This is a genomic window from Streptomyces sp. NPDC001220 (genome assembly GCF_053597895.1).
In genome coordinates, this window is record NZ_JBSFJE010000013.1 from 266458 (window position 1) to 281001 (window position 14544).

The window sequence follows — 14544 nt, forward strand, 5'->3', positions numbered from 1 at the left end:
CCCCAAACCCGACATATCGTCAGCTTGTCGACCCCATCTTGTCGCCTTGGGCTCGCCGAAGGCGACTTGGGGAACGCGACCTGCCGACTTCAGCCCGTCGGCGGAGTCACCCACTGACGCCCCCGGTCGCCCCGTCGGCGCCCCGGCCGTCTGGCCGTCTCCCACTGGGTCGCGGCGTCGGTTCCGGCCGGCCCCTCCCCCGCCGTCTCCGCTGCCGCCGCCGTCTCCACTCGGGCATCCCGGCGCACCAGCGCCGCGTACCGTCCGTCGAGTTCCAGCAGTTCCTCGTGCGTGCCCCGTTCGGCCACCTGGCCGGAGTCGAGGACGACGATCTGGTCGGCGCCGCGGATGGTGGACAGCCGGTGGGCGATGGTGAGGGTCGTCCGGTTGGCCGACAGGGCGTCGATGGCTTCCTGCACGGCGTGTTCGGTGCGGTTGTCCAGGGCGCTGGTCGCCTCGTCGAGGATGAGGACCGGCGGGTCGCGCAGGATGGTGCGCGCGATGGCCAGCCGCTGCTTCTCACCGCCGGAGAAGCGGTGACCGCGTTCGCCGACGACGGTGTCGTAGCCGTCGGGCAGGGCCGCGATGTGGTCGTGGATCTGGGCCGCGCGGGCGGCCGCGTGGAGTTCCTCGTCGGTGGCGTCCGGCTTGGCGAAGCGCAGGTTGTCGGCGACCGAGGCGTGGAAGAGGTACGTCTCCTGGGAGACGACGCCGACCGCGCGGGCGAGGGTGTCGAAGTCGAGGTCCCGGACGTCGACGCCGTCCAGGGTGACCCGGCCGCCGGTGACGTCGTAGAGCCGGGGCACCAGGTAGCCGAGCGTGGACTTGCCGGCGCCGGTCGGGCCGACGACCGCCAGGCTGCCGCCGGCCGGGACGGTGAGGTCGATGCCGTCGAGGACGGGGCCCACCTTGTCGTTGTGCCTGTCGTAGCGGAACTCGACCTTCTCGAAGCGCACCTCGCCCTTCACCCGGTCGAGGTGGACCGGCTCGTCCCGCTCGGTGATGTCGATGGGCAGGTCGAGGTACTCGAAGATGCGCTGGAAGAGGGCGAGCGAGGTCTGGATCTGGACGCCGGTCTGCAGCAGGCTCACGGCCGGGCGGAACAGGCCCTGCTGGAGCGAGACGAAGGCGACGATGGTGCCGAGCGAGATCTGCGGACCGTGCAGGTGGAGGGCCATGCCGGCGGTCCAGTAGATGACGGCGGGCATCGCGGCCATCACGATCGTGATCACGGCCATCCGCCAGCGGCCGGCCATGTTGGAGCGTACTTCCAGGTCGACGAGTTGCTCGGACTCGTCCGAGAAGGAGGCGGTGAGCGAGTCGGCGCGGCCCATGGTCCGGCCGAGCAGGATGCCGCTGACGGAGAGCGACTCGGTGACCGTGGCGGCCATCGCCGCCATCTGCTTCTGGCGTTCGGTGGTGATCTTCTTGCGCTCGTTGCCGACCCGGCGGCTGATCCACACGAAGGCCGGGAGCAGGACCATCGAGACGATGGTGAGCCGCCAGTCGAGGGCGATCATCGCGACGATCGTGGCGACCACACTGGTCAGGTTGGAGACCAGGGAGGTGGCCGTCGAGGTGACGGTGGCCTGCATGCCGCCGATGTCGTTGGCTATGCGGGACTGCACCTCGCCGGTGCGGGTGCGGGTGAAGAAGGCGAGCGACATGCGCTGGAGGCGGCCGTAGACGGCGGTGCGCAGGTCGTGCATGACGCGCTGGCCGACGGTGGTGGATATCAGCGTCTGCAGGACGCCGAAGATGCTGGTGAGGACGGCGCTGAGGATCATGCCCAGGGCCAGCAGGCTGAGCAGTCCGGTGCGGCCCTGCGGGATCGCGGTGTCGAGGATCGCCTTCAGGAGGAAGGGGGTGGCGACCGAGACCAGCGAGGCGGCGCCGACCAGCAGGCCGACGACGGCGAGCCGGCCGCGGTAGGGGCGGAAGAGGCGGAGGATGCGGCGCACCTGGCGGGGTTGTCCGGCCGAAGTGCCGTCGGGGGTCCAGTTGATCTCGTCTCGGGGCATGGCTCCTACGGAGGGTGTGGTGTGTACGGACTCACGGAGCATAGCTCACTGTTACCTATACTCACAATGAACATAGTCCTGATATTGTTCCCGTATGAGCACCCCCGATTCCGACGGCCCGCTCGCCGAGCAGCTGCTACGCCTGACACGCCGGGTGTGGCGCATCCAGAAGCGCCATCTGCAGGCGCGGGATCTGGGCGTCACCCCGGCCCAGTCTCGGCTGCTGCGCACCCTCGCGCACTACGACGCTCCGCCGCGCATGGCCGACCTCGCCGAGCGGCTGGAGGTGGTGCCGCGCGCGGTGACGACGCTGGTCGACGGCCTGGAAGCGAGCGGCAAGGTGTGCCGGGTGCCGGATCCGACGAACCGCCGGGTGACCCGGATCGAGATCACGGACGAGGGGCACGAGACCCTGCGCGAGCTGCGGGCGGCCCGGAGGTCCGCGGCCGAGGAGATCCTGGCTCCGCTGTCGGAGGAGCAGCGGGAGGTGCTGGGCGGCCTGCTGGACACACTGGTCGACGGGGCGGCGGTCGCGAAGCACTGCTGAGACACGCGGTCGCGAAGCACTGCAGAGACACCACGAAGCGGCTCCCCTCCGGGATTCGGGAGGGGAGCCGCTCCGCTTCCGCGTTCCGCACGTCAGCGTTCGGACACGAACCCCTGGTCCGGCACCTGCGCGGGCACCTCGACCTCGGCGACCGGGGCGTCGGTGACCGGGACGTCGGCGGGCGCGACGTCGGTGACCGGGGCGCCCGCGGACGCGACCTCGGTGGCCGCGACCTCACCGTCCAGCGCCTTCTTCGCCCGCTCGACGTCCAGCGCGCCCTCCCAGCGGGAGACCGCGAAGACGGCGACGCAGTTGCCGAGCAGATTGGTGACGACGCGCATCGAGTCCATGACGCGGTCGACGCCGAGCAGCAGGGCGACGGCACCGGCCGGGATCGCCCCGAGCGAGGAGGCGGTCGCGGACAGGGCGAGGAAGGCCGAACCGGGGATGCCGGCCATGCCCTTGCTGGTGAGCATCAGCACCAGGACCACGGTGATCTGCTGACCCAGGCTCAGATCGACACCCACCGCCTGGGCGATGAACAGGGTGCCGATGGAGAGGTAGAGCGAGGCACCGTCGAGGTTGAAGGAGTACCCGGTGGGCAGCACCAGACCGACGGCGTCGTCGCGGGCGCCCGCCCTGCGCAGCTTCTGCATCACGCGGGGCAGCACGGACTCCGTGGAGGCGGTGCCCAGCGCGAGCAGCAGCTCCTCGCGGATGTAGCGGACGAACTTCCAGAGGCTGAGGCCGGTGACCGCCTTCAGGGCGACCGCCAGCAGGGCGACGAAGAGCGCCGCGGCCGCGTAGCACAGCACGATCAGCTTGGCGTAGGTCTCGATGACACCGAGGCCGTACTGGCCGATCAGCACGGCCATCGCACCGAAGACGGCGATCGGCGCGAGGCGCATCACGAAGCCGACGATCGCGAAGATGATCTCCTGCGCCTGCTCGATGGCCGGCAGCACCTGCGGCACCTTGGTGTGGCCGAGGTGGAGCAGGGCCGCGCCCACCAGGCAGGCCAGGACGAGCACCTGGAGCAGGGAGTTGTCGGCGAAGGCGCCGATGAAACTGGTGGGCAGGGCTTCCAGGACGAACTCGGTCGTCGAGGGCAGCGAGCCGCCGCCCGTCTTCGCGTCGACCGCCTTGGCGCTCAGCGTGGCCGGGTCGACATGCATGCCGGAGCCCGGCTGGACGACGTTGGCGGCGACCAGGCCGATGACCAGCGCGAGCGTGCTCGCCACCTCGAACCAGATCAGGGCCTTGAGCCCGATCCGCCCGAAGGCCTTCAGATCACCGGCCTTGGCGATGCCGACGACGACCACGCAGAACACCAGCGGGGAGATGATCGTCTTGATGAGCCGGGTGAAACCGTCGCCGAGCGGCTGCAGGTCCGAGGCGAAGCCGGGCCACAGCTTCCCGACGACGATTCCGAGCACGAGCGCGCAGGCGACCTGCGCGAAGAGGGAGGTACGCAGTATGCGTGCGACGCGTCGCGGCAGGGACGGTACGGACTGCGGCACGGGCACTCCTGGTGTGGGGGTTCGACTCGCGGAAGCCGAGGGGGACTTCCGCGACGGCGGGACTTCTGCCATACGGAAAGTGGTTTCCGTGTCGATCACTCTGGAGGCTTTCTTGATCCCGTCCGAGACCACCGTGTATCAGCCGGGTAAATCACGCCCCTGGTGACGCATCGCACACAACTCGGCTCAGCAGCCGCTGCGATCCTCCGTCAGCACCCCCTGTTCGGTGGCGAGCGAACGGTCGTAGCACCCGCCGGACCCGTACAGCCGGTAGCGCTCGCTCGACGTACCGACCGCGTGCCGCTGGTCGCGCGGCACATTCAGGGTGTACGTCGCGTCACCGCGGTAGGTGTCGTCCAGCCGCGACCACCCGCGCCCGGGTCGGCGGACCGCCGCCCGGTCGCCGAGGGTGAGTTCGGTGCGCAGGCGATCGTCGGTGCCCACCGTGGTGGCGCCGTTCATCGTGTACGTCCGGTCGGTGCGTGTCGTCCGGGACGTCCCGGCCGCCTTCACCGTGACCCTCTGGTCGTCCGTCCAGACGGCGTCGAGCGCGTCCGTCGTCTCACCGTCGTTCCAGCGGTGCGCGGACGTGTTGGCCAGCGTCCGGCTGACGGTGGTGGCCACCCGGCCGTGCGAGGTGTCGACATACCCGGAGACGGTCAGCCGGTGCCCGGCGTCGGTGTCGACCCGGTACTCCCCCGAACCCGGGCTGTACACCGAGGAGTTGACGGGGTCGGAGGTCCTGACCGCGGTCAGCTCACCGGTGACGTGGGCGCGGTGCGCGTCCTGCCAGACCAGCACGTTCACGGGGGCGCTCCAGCCGGCCTGACCCTCGGGCACCCCGGCGACCGACACCTCGACCCGGTGCGGGCGGCCGTCGTCGAGAAGCCCGGCGAACGGCGTCAGGTCGTATTCGATCGGCTTGACGTCGAAGGCGCGGGGGCCCGGAACGACGTACCAGAGGAAGGGGTTCGACCAGCCGCCGGTCCACACGTTCGGGAACGGCGCGGCGATTCCGGCCGGCCGGCCGTCCACCGCGATCTGCACCTCGCGGTACGGCCCCTTGTCCGCCTTGCAGGAGTACGACGCCGGGTCGGCCACCGTCAGGTACCAGAACTCCTCGCAGCCACCGCCGGACCCGGTGGCGTACACCTCGGCGACGATGCGCTCGCTGTTGCGCGGGGTGGTGAGGGTGGTGCCGCCGTCCAGGGTGAGCACCTTGTCGGGGACCGTGGCCCGGGGGCGCCCCGCGTAGAACGTGAGCGTGACCTTGACGTCGATGACGCCGGTGTACGTGTCGTCGACGACGTTGCCGATCAGCATCTCGACGTCCCGCGTGCCGCGGAAGGTGTCGCTGTAGCGGGTGACGTCCTTCTCCACGTGCCACTCGATGCCGTCGGGCGAGGGCTCGGGGGTGGAGGTGCGCAGTATCTCGACGCCTCCGACGTGCAGATAGCCGAGCCGGTCGTACTGACGGCCCTTCACCTTGCCCTCGAGCCGCAGCACCACCTTGCTCCAGCGGTCGCCGCAGCCCTGGGGCGGCGTGTAGGTGCCCCGGTACGGCGTGAAGTCACGGAACTGGGCCTCGGCCAGGGTGACTTGGCAGGACTTCGCACCCTGGGGCACGGACACCGGCGGGGCGGCGGTCACCGGGTCGTGCCAGTCGGTGCCGAACTCCGCCGGGACGTCGGCGGCTACGGCGGCGGAGGCACCCGTACCGAGGAGCGCGCTCACCAGGAGGGGCACCCCGGCCAGCCCGGAAAGCATGGACATGACGATCCGTCTTCTCATGGCCGGAGTTCTACGGGGAGTTGACCTCCGGCCGCAATGAGGAGACCGGCCGACCGCTCCGCGACCCGCGCGACCCAGCCCAGGAGAACAAAAAGTGCTATAAGCGGATCTTACTGACACAGTGCTCCCATGGAGATCACGACCGCTCGCGTCCGTCGCGCGGCCCTCGCCCTCACCCTCGGCGGTGCCGTCGCCCTCACCTGCGACGCCGTGCTCGCCGGCCTCCCGCACCGGAGCCACGGCTCCCCCGCCCCCGGCCCCTCGGCCGCCGCCTCCGACCCCGCCCCGGCGCCCGGCGCCCCGGGCATCGGCGACCCGCTGATGCCGCTGGACGGCAACGGCGGCTACACGGTGCGCCGTTACACGCTCGACTTCGACTGGCGGGCGCCGGAGACGCCGTTCGAGGCCGGCGCCACCATCAGCGCCACCGCCACCCAGGCCCTGTCCCGGTTCGACCTGGACTTCGCCGGCAACACGATGCACAAGGTCACCGTCGACGGCGCACCGGCCACCGCCGTACGGGACGGTGACGAACTCGTGGTCACGCCCGCGCGACCGATCCCCCGCGGCCGCGCGTTCGCCGTCCGCGTCACCTACACCGCCGACCCCACCCAGCGCCGGCGGCGCGGTGACGCGATCCGGGAGTACGGCTGGGTGCCCACCGCCGACGGCACCCTGCTCTGTGCGCAGCCCGACGGCGCCAAGCTGGTCTTCCCGGTGGACGACCACCCCAGCCTGCGGGCCCCGGTCACCTTCCGCATCACCACCCCCGCGGGGCTCCGCGCGGTGGCCAACGGCCGGCTCGTCGACCGCGCCCAGCGGCCGGGCGGGCGCGTGCGCTGGACGTACGACTCCGAGGAGCCCATCGCCGCCCAGCTGATCCAGGTGGCGATCGGGAGGTTCACGGTCGTCGACAGCACGGGCCCGCGCGGGCTGCCCGTCCGGGACGTGGTGCCGGACGCCCTGGTCGCGGACACCGAGGCCGACCGCGCGCTCACTCCGGAGCACCTCGCCTGGCTGGAACGGCGGCTCGGCCCGTACCCGTTCCGCCGCTACGGCGTGCTGGTCGGGGACACCGACCTGCCGGTGGCGCTGGAGACGCAGTCGCTGTCCGTCGTGCCCAAGGACGACCTGCTCGGCGACCGGGTCGACGCCGAACGCAATCTCGTCCACGAGCTGACCCACCACTGGACCGGGGACAGCGTCGCCATCCGGCGGTGGTCCGACCTGTGGCTGAGTGAGGGTCATGCCCGGTTCTACGAGCGGCTGTACTCCGACGAGCACGGCGGCGTCCGCATGGAGGACGCCATGCGGGACGCGTACGAGCAGCACGACCAGTGGCGCCACGACGACGGAGCCCCCGCCGAGCCGACGGAGCCGACGCTGTTCAAGGTGATGCGGTACGACGGCTCGGCGCTGGTGCTGTACGCCCTGCGGGAGAAGGTCGGTGACGAAACGTTCGACCGGATCGAGCGCACCTGGGTGACCAGGTACCGGGGCCGCGCGGCCGGCACCAAGGACTTCGTCGCGCTCGCCTCCGAGGTCGCGGGCGAGGATCTGACGCCCTTTCTGACGCCCTGGCTGTACGGCCCGGACACCCCGCCGATGCCCGGGCATCCCGACTGGCGGGTGGACCCGGTCGAGGACTGAGTCGGGACGTCCGGCGACCGTCCCTCGGACGCGATCCGCTGCCGCCGACCGGGTGGCCTCTGCCGGACCGCTGGTCCACCCGGTTGACGTTCGGCGCGCCGTGCCGCGCCGGACACGGAAACGTACGGGGGGTGACGTTAAGGGCGATCCCTTCGCCCTGGTTGCGACGAGCGTGGTTGGAGACCCTCAGCAAGCGGTTGGAGACCCTCCGGTATGAGAAGAACTGTCGCCCCACGTGTACCCGGCGCCCTGCGGAACTGCCGACTGACGGCCTGTCTGCTCGCGACGGCCGCGCTGCTGCCACCGCTGCTGATCCTCCCGGCATCAGGCGCCGACGAGGCGGAGGACCAGCGCCTGCAGAACGCCTTCACCGATGCCGCCCGCGAGTTCCACGTGCCGCGCAGTGTGCTCCTGAGCGTGTCCTACATGCAGTCCCGCTGGGACTCCCACCCGGGCACCCCCAGCGTCGCGGGCGGCTACGGGCCGATGCACCTGGTGGAGACCGGCACCGGCCGCGCCCCCGCGCCGGCGGCGGCGCCGGCGGCACCGGACGGCCGTGGGAACAGCCCCCTCGCGGGGACGGTGTTCGCCGCGGGCGGGCACGCCGTGCAGCCGGCGGACCTGGAACGCGCCGCACGGCTGATCAAGGTCCCGCCCGCGGCGCTGCGGACGGACGCCGTCGCCAACGTACGCGGCGGCGCGGCCCTGCTGGCCACCGCACAACGACATCTCGGCAAGCCGCTCAGCAACAACCCGGAGGACTGGTGGCAGGCGGTGGAACGTTTCCCCGGCACCCGTGACATCGCCACGGCGACGACGTACGCCGACGACGTCTTCACCCTGATCCGCCGGGGAGCGCACCGCACCACCGCCGAAGGCCAGGAGGTCACGCTCCCCGCCTCCCCCGGCGTCCGCTCGCACCCCGGCCCGCAGGTCCCGCCCCGGCCCAAGGAGGTCGAGTGCCCTCGGGACCTGGCCTGTGACTGGCTCGCCGCGCCCTACGAGGAGATCGACGAGGACGGCGACTACGGCAACCACGACCTGGCCGACCGGCCCCGGGACCAGAAGATCGAGTACATCGTCATCCACGACACCGAGTCGACACTGCCGAACATGTTCAAGACCGTGCAGGACCCGACCGAGGCGTCCTGGCACTACTCGATCCGCTCCAGCGACGGCCATGTCACCCAGCATGTCAGGACCAAGGACGAGGCCTGGCACTCGGGCAGCAAGTTCGTCAACGGCCGTTCGATCGGCATCGAACACGAGGGGTTCCTCGCCCACCCCGGCACCTGGTACACGGAGCAGATGTACCGGTCCTCGGCCCGCCTGGTGCGCTTCCTGGCGAAGAAGTACGGCGTCCCGATGGACCGGCAGCACATCTTCGGCCACGACAACGTGCCGGCCCCGACCGGCGACAGCATCCCCGAGATGCACGAGGACCCCGGTCCCTTCTGGGACTGGCGGCACTACTTCGACCTGCTCGGCGCGCCGTTGAAGGCCACGGCCGGACCGGACAGCGACATGGTGATGATCCTGCCGGACTACGCGACCCACAAGCCGCGGTACACCGGGTGCGAGGGCGACGGGAAGCGGTGCCAGCCGCACGGCTCCAGCGCCGTCCGCCTGCACACCCAGCCGGCCGACGACGCCCCGCTGATCCAGGACCCGGGCCGCAGGCCGGACGGCGACGAGTCCACCGAGGACGTCAGCGACCTCGGTTCACGTGTCTCCACCGGCCAGACCTTCGCCGTCGCCGACCGCCGGGGCGAGTGGACGGCGATCTGGTTCCAGGGCAACAAGGCCTGGTTCAAGAACCCCAAGGACCACCCGACGGCCGTCGGCGCGAGCGGCCGCATGGTGACACCGAAGGAGGGCCTGGACGAGATCCCGGTGTACGGACGCGCCCTTCCGGAGGAGGAGGCCTACCCGGAGGGAATGGAGGAGGAGTCGGACTCACCGCTCCCGTACAGCCTGCGGGCGGGCCAGCGCTACGTGACCCAGTCCGGTGTCGGCAGTTCCTATGTCGACAGATCGACCTTCTCCGGGACGCCCCAGCCCGTGGTTCTGGGTCAGGAGAGGTACTACGAGATCCAGTTCGGCCACCGGCTGGCCTACGTCCGGGCGAACGACGTGGACCTGGTGCACGCGAGCACCGGCACGGCCGGGGCACCCGAGCAGCAGCCCGGCCCGGCCGGCCGGTGACCCGGCGCGGCACCCGGGGTCGCGCTAGGCCAGCAGGTCCGCCCGGTCTCCCATCACCACGACGGGATCGCGGTCCGGGTCGAGGGTGCGGAGCAGGAACCGCATGGCCTCCTCGGAGAGGCCGATACAGGCCGAGGTGCCGCTGCCGTGGTCGAGGTGCAGCCAGATCTTGCCGCCCCGTCCGGCTCCCCAGGGACGGGCGGCGTCGTGCGGCGGTGCGCCTCGCAGCCGGTTGTAGTCGATGGCGATGACGTAGTCGAAGTCGTGCCGGTACGCCGGCCTCCAGTAGGACGGGGGCGCGTAGGCGGTCACGTCGTGGCTGTAGGAGAGCCGGGTGCCCGGGTCCGGGAGCACGCCTCCCGCGTCGGTGACGGTGAACACGCCGACCGGACTGCGTCCGTCGCCCGCGTAGTGGTCGGTGGTCCAGCCGTTCCGCCCGTTGTGGGCGGGCCAGCTGCCCACCGGGCGCCAGCCGTCGTCCCGCCGGCTGTAGAGCACGGCCGTGGCGTCGGCCGAGTCGTCACCCTCGCCGTACACCGCCAGGACCTGGCCGGAGTCGGCGGGGATCTCCGCGTGCAGCCGCTCGCCGACGCCGGGCAGCGCGGCCGGGTCGCCGACGGAAACAGCCGGCCAAGGCTGCGGGACCCTGCTCGCCCGGACGGCTGCGCCCGGCGACCCCGACACGCCGTTCTTCGCACTGCCACCGTTCTCCGGCCCCCCGCAGCCGGCCAGGGCCATCAGGACGGTTACGGAGGCCACCGCCGTCACGACCGTCGCACACCGAACGCTCTTGATCTGCACCCGGCCATCCTGACATCACATATCGGCACATTGACTGACTTTACGAACAAAGGCGCGCGTGTTGGACGGCGAGCCCCTGACCGGAAGGCGGCGGATTTCACCGTCCGTCCGGGAAAACCGTTTGATTTCGACCACGCTCCGACGCGAACCTTTCACGGCTTGTCGCCACCTTCCCCCCGACACGAGCCGCTGGGACGTCATGCAAATTCAAGATCTTCCGTATTCCGATCCGGGCGTGCCGGACGCACGTTCGGGTCCCCGATTCCTGTGGTGGCTCGGGCGGAACCAACTGGGTGGCCAGCTCAAGGCGCTGACCTGGGGACTGCTGCACTTCGTGGCCGTCTCCGCGCTGCCCTTCTGCGTGGGGTTCGCCGTCCAGGCAGTCGTCGACCGCTCCAGCACCCGTCTGGCGCTGACGGGCGGTCTGCTCGTGCTGTGCGGTGCGGCGATCGCCGTCGGCGACACCTTCCTGCACCGGGCCGCCGTCACCAACTGGATCACCGCGGCCGCCCGCGTCCAGCAACTGCTCGCCCGCAAGGCCGCCCAGCTGGGCTCGGCGCTGACCCGGAGGGTGGCGGCCGGCGAGGTGGTCGCCGTCTCCACCGGCGACGTCGAGAAGATCGGCTGGTTCGTCGAGGCGGTCTCCCGGTTCACCGCCGCCGCCCTGACGGTCGTCGTGGTCGGCGTCGGCCTGCTCTTCTACCAGCCCGCACTCGGCTGGGTGGTCGCCGCGGGGCTGCCGCTGGTGGCGCTGGCCGTGCTGCCGCTGCTGCCCCGGGCGACCCGGCGCGCCGACTTCCAGCGCGCCAAGGCCGGCCGGGCCACCGAGTTGGCCTCGGACACCGTGGCGGGGCTGCGGGTGCTGCGCGGCATCGGCGGTGAGGACCTCTTCCTCGACCGCTACCGCCGTGCCTCCCAGGAGGTGCGCCGGGCCGCCGTGCGCAGCGCCCGGATGTGGTCCCTGATCGCCGCGATCCAGGTGCTGGTGCCCGGGCTGCTGCTGATCGCGGTGGTCTGGTACGGCGTCCACCTCGCCCGGCAGGGCCGGGTCACCGTCGGCGAACTGGTCACCGTCTACAGCTCGGTCATGATCCTCAACTACCCGTTGCAGCACTTCACCGAGATCGCCATGGCGTACTCCTTCTCGCGCCCCTCGGCGAAAAGGGCCGCGCGGGTGCTCTCCCTGGAGCGGGCCACCGACACCGGCGGTTCGCGCGCGGACGCGGTGCCTGACGGTGACCTGTACGACCCGGACACCGGTCTGCTGGCGCCCGCGGGCCGGCTGACCGCCGTGGTCTGCGGCGACCCCGACGCGGCCGGCCACCTCGCCGAACGGCTGGGCGGCCACCCCGCCGAGGCCGCCACCTCCGTGCTGCTCGGCGGTGTTCCGCTCGACGAACTGCCCCTGGAGACCGCCCGCACCGCGGTACTCGTCCAGGACAAGGACCCGGTCCTGCTCTCCGGTTCGCTGCGCGAACTGCTCGACGTGCCGGCCTCCGGCGCCGTAGGGGCCGAGGAGGCGCTGGCCGCCGCCCAGTGCGCGGACGTCCTGGAGGCCCTGGTCCAGGGCTCGTTGGACGTCACCGACCCGCTGGACGCCCGGATCACCGAGCGGGGCCGCTCGCTGTCGGGCGGCCAGCGCCAGCGGCTCGCGCTGGCCCGGTCGCTGATCACCGACCCCGAGGTGCTCGTCCTGGACGAGCCGACCTCCGCCGTCGACTCGCACACCGAGGCGCGGATCGCGGAGGGCCTCCGCGAGGTGCGGTCCGGCCGTACGACCGTGCTGTTCACCTCCTCGCCGCTGCTGCTCGACCGGGCCGACCGGGTCGTCCTCGTCCACGAGGGCGAGGTCGAGGCGGTCGGCGTGCACCGCGAACTGGTGCGCACCGACCCCCGGTACCGGGCGGTGGTGACCCGCGAGACGGACGACGAGACCGCCCTCCGGAACACGAGGGACGAGGACGCCGCCCTGCGGGGCGGTGCGCTCGAGCAGACAGAGGACGCGCTACGAGGCGGCACGCCCGAGGAGAAGGAAGCCGCGCTGCGAGGCAGCGCGCTGGAAGAGATCGAGGAAAGCGCATGATCGGCGTCGCACCACCGGAGTACGACCCGGCGGCCCCGACGACGGCCACCACCCTGCCCGTCGGCGCCACCTCGACCGTGCGCGCCTACGTGGCCGAACTGTTCCGCCGGCATCGCCGGGCCCTCTCCGTCCTCGTCCTGGTCAACACCGTGGCCGTGATCGCCTCCATGGTGGGCCCGTACCTGCTCGGCGGACTGATCGAGCGGGTGTCGGACGGTGCCCGTGACCTCCATCTGGGACTGACCATCGGCCTGTTCGTGCTCGCGCTGGCCGTCCAGGCCGTCTTCGTGCGCGAGGTACGGCTGCGGGGCGCCGTGCTCGGCGAGCGGATGCTGGCCGACCTGCGCGAGGACTTCCTCGTCCGGTCCGTCGGGCTGCCGCCGGGCGTCCTGGAGCGGGCGGGCACCGGTGATCTGCTGTCCCGGATCACCACCGACATCGACCGGCTCGCCAACGCCATGCGGGAGGCCGTGCCGCAGCTGTCGATCGGCGTCGTGTGGGTGGTGCTGCTGCTCGGCGGCCTCGTGGTCACGGCGCCGCCGCTGGCCGCCACCGTGCTGCTCGCCCTCCCGATCCTGGTGATCGTCTGCCGTTGGTACTTCAAGCGGGCGCCCGCCGGCTACCGCTCCGAGGCCGCCGGGTACGCGTCGGTGGCCGCCGCCCTCGCCGAGTCCGTGGACGCCGGGCACACCGTCGAGGCACACCGGCTCGGTGCCCGGCGCATCGCCCTGTCCGAACGCCGGGTCAAGGAGTGGACGGCGTGGGAGCGCTACACGCTGTGGCTGCGGTCGGTCCTGTTCCCGGCCATGAACGCCACCCACACCACCGTGCTCGGCTCGGTGCTGATGATCGGCGGCGCCCTCGTCCTCGACGGCCGGCTCGACGTGGGCCAGCTGACCACGGGCGCCCTCATCGCCCAGATGCTCGTCGAGCCGGTGAACCTGATCCTGCGCTGGTACGACGAGGTCCAGGTCGCCCAGGTGTCGCTGGCCCGGCTGGTCGGCGTCCGGGACATCGAGCCGGACGCCGGTGACACCTCGCTGGCCCCCGAGGGCCGTGAGGTGCACGCGGACGAGGTCCGCTTCGGCTACCTGCCGGGCGTCGACGTGCTGCGCCGGGTCTCCCTGGAGGTCGCGCCCGGCACCCGCCTGGCCCTGGTCGGGCCCTCGGGTGCGGGCAAGTCCACCCTGGGCCGGCTGCTCGCCGGGATCTACGCGCCCCGCGACGGCCGGATCACCCTCGGCGGCGCCGAACTGTCCCGGATGACCGCCGAAGGGGTCCGCTCCCATGTCGCCCTCGTCAACCAGGAGCACCACGTCTTCGTGGGCTCCCTGCGCGACAACCTGCTGCTCGCCCGGACCGGCGCCGAGGACGCCGAGCTGTGGGCGGCCCTGGGCGCGGTGGACGCGGACGGCTGGGCGCGGGCCCTGGAGCAGGGTCTGGAGACCGAGGTGGGTTCCGGGGGCCTCACTCTGACCCCGGCGCAGGCCCAGCAGATCGCGCTGGCCCGGCTGGTCCTGGCCGACCCGCACACCCTCGTCCTGGACGAGGCGACCTCGCTGCTGGACCCGCGCGCGGCCCGCCATCTGGAACGGTCCCTGGCCCGGGTCCTCGACGGCCGCACCGTGGTCGCCATCGCGCACCGGCTGCACACCGCCCATGACGCGGACGTCATCGCCGTGGTCGAGAACGGCCGGATCAGCGAGCTCGGCAGCCACGACGAGCTGGTGGCGGCCGACGGCGCCTACGCGGCACTGTGGCGGTCGTGGCACGGGTGACCGGCCGTGGCACGGGGTGCGCGCCGCAGGTCGCGCCCCGTGCCGTTGCGCGGGTACGAGCAGGGGTGGAAGGCTGGGGAGCGGCACCGGTTCGGGGACGGGCCGGGAACCGGAGGGTTCGCGGCGCGTGAGGCCCGTGCCGAGCGTG

At 71.9% G+C, this 14544-nt stretch carries 9 protein-coding genes; 5 read left to right on the forward strand and 4 right to left on the reverse strand.

Translation table 11 applies throughout. The features are described from left to right. Positions 1-89: 89 nt before the first annotated feature. Entirely contained in the window at positions 90-2021 is a 1932-nt protein-coding gene (locus ACWDGI_RS29905) for an ABC transporter ATP-binding protein (protein WP_450764217.1), read from the reverse strand. Between the two features lie 94 nt (positions 2022-2115). Between ACWDGI_RS29905 and ACWDGI_RS29910 the strand changes: the two genes are divergently transcribed. After that, on the forward strand, positions 2116-2568 hold the full coding sequence (locus ACWDGI_RS29910) for a MarR family winged helix-turn-helix transcriptional regulator (protein ID WP_450764219.1): 453 nt from the start codon (positions 2116-2118) through the stop codon (positions 2566-2568). Positions 2569-2660: 92 nt separating this feature from the next. Here ACWDGI_RS29910 and ACWDGI_RS29915 read toward each other — a convergent pair whose 3' ends face one another. Beyond that, on the reverse strand, positions 2661-4088 hold the full coding sequence (locus ACWDGI_RS29915) for a cation:dicarboxylate symporter family transporter (protein WP_450764221.1): 1428 nt from the start codon (positions 4086-4088) through the stop codon (positions 2661-2663). Between the two features lie 186 nt (positions 4089-4274). Next, positions 4275-5879 (reverse strand): peptide-N4-asparagine amidase, encoded by a 1605-nt coding sequence (locus ACWDGI_RS29920; RefSeq protein WP_450764223.1) that lies wholly within the window; start codon positions 5877-5879, stop codon positions 4275-4277. Between the two features lie 129 nt (positions 5880-6008). On the opposite strand from ACWDGI_RS29920, the gene ACWDGI_RS29925 reads away from it, so the two are divergent. Both ACWDGI_RS29925 and ACWDGI_RS29930 read left to right on the forward strand, forming a co-directional pair. Further along, a complete protein-coding gene (locus ACWDGI_RS29925; protein ID WP_450764225.1) occupies positions 6009-7529 on the forward strand; it encodes a M1 family metallopeptidase in 1521 nt (506 codons plus the stop codon). 213 nt (positions 7530-7742) lie between these two features. Further along, positions 7743-9734 carry an N-acetylmuramoyl-L-alanine amidase gene (locus ACWDGI_RS29930; protein ID WP_450764227.1) on the forward strand — a complete coding sequence of 664 codons (1992 nt, stop codon included), beginning with the start codon at positions 7743-7745 and terminating at the stop codon, positions 9732-9734. Positions 9735-9758: 24 nt separating this feature from the next. Here ACWDGI_RS29930 and ACWDGI_RS29935 read toward each other — a convergent pair whose 3' ends face one another. After that, the gene (locus ACWDGI_RS29935) at positions 9759-10535 is read right to left on the reverse strand and encodes a L,D-transpeptidase family protein (RefSeq protein WP_450764229.1); all 777 of its coding nucleotides are present in this window, start codon (positions 10533-10535) and stop codon (positions 9759-9761) included. Between the two features lie 199 nt (positions 10536-10734). Here ACWDGI_RS29935 and ACWDGI_RS29940 point away from each other — a divergent pair, with 199 nt between their 5' ends. Then, positions 10735-12618 (forward strand): ABC transporter transmembrane domain-containing protein, encoded by a 1884-nt coding sequence (locus tag ACWDGI_RS29940; RefSeq protein WP_450764231.1) that lies wholly within the window; start codon positions 10735-10737, stop codon positions 12616-12618. Next, positions 12615-14396, forward strand: coding sequence for an ABC transporter ATP-binding protein (locus tag ACWDGI_RS29945; RefSeq protein ID WP_450764233.1), 1782 nt, complete (start codon positions 12615-12617; stop codon positions 14394-14396). Before ACWDGI_RS29940 ends, ACWDGI_RS29945 begins: the two co-directional genes overlap by 4 nt. Positions 14397-14544 lie beyond the last annotated feature (148 nt).

Excerpts from the sequence above, each read along its gene's own strand:
- ACWDGI_RS29905 (WP_450764217.1), bottom strand. The coding sequence starts at position 2,021 with ATGCCCCGAGACGAGATCAACTGGACCCCCGACGGCACTTCGGCCGGA.
- ACWDGI_RS29910 (WP_450764219.1), top strand. The coding sequence starts at position 2,116 with ATGAGCACCCCCGATTCCGACGGCCCGCTCGCCGAGCAGCTGCTACGC.
- ACWDGI_RS29920 (WP_450764223.1), bottom strand. The coding sequence starts at position 5,879 with ATGAGAAGACGGATCGTCATGTCCATGCTTTCCGGGCTGGCCGGGGTG.
- ACWDGI_RS29925 (WP_450764225.1), top strand. The coding sequence starts at position 6,009 with ATGGAGATCACGACCGCTCGCGTCCGTCGCGCGGCCCTCGCCCTCACC.
- ACWDGI_RS29930 (WP_450764227.1), top strand. The coding sequence starts at position 7,743 with ATGAGAAGAACTGTCGCCCCACGTGTACCCGGCGCCCTGCGGAACTGC.
- ACWDGI_RS29940 (WP_450764231.1), top strand. The coding sequence starts at position 10,735 with ATGCAAATTCAAGATCTTCCGTATTCCGATCCGGGCGTGCCGGACGCA.
- ACWDGI_RS29945 (WP_450764233.1), top strand. The coding sequence starts at position 12,615 with ATGATCGGCGTCGCACCACCGGAGTACGACCCGGCGGCCCCGACGACG.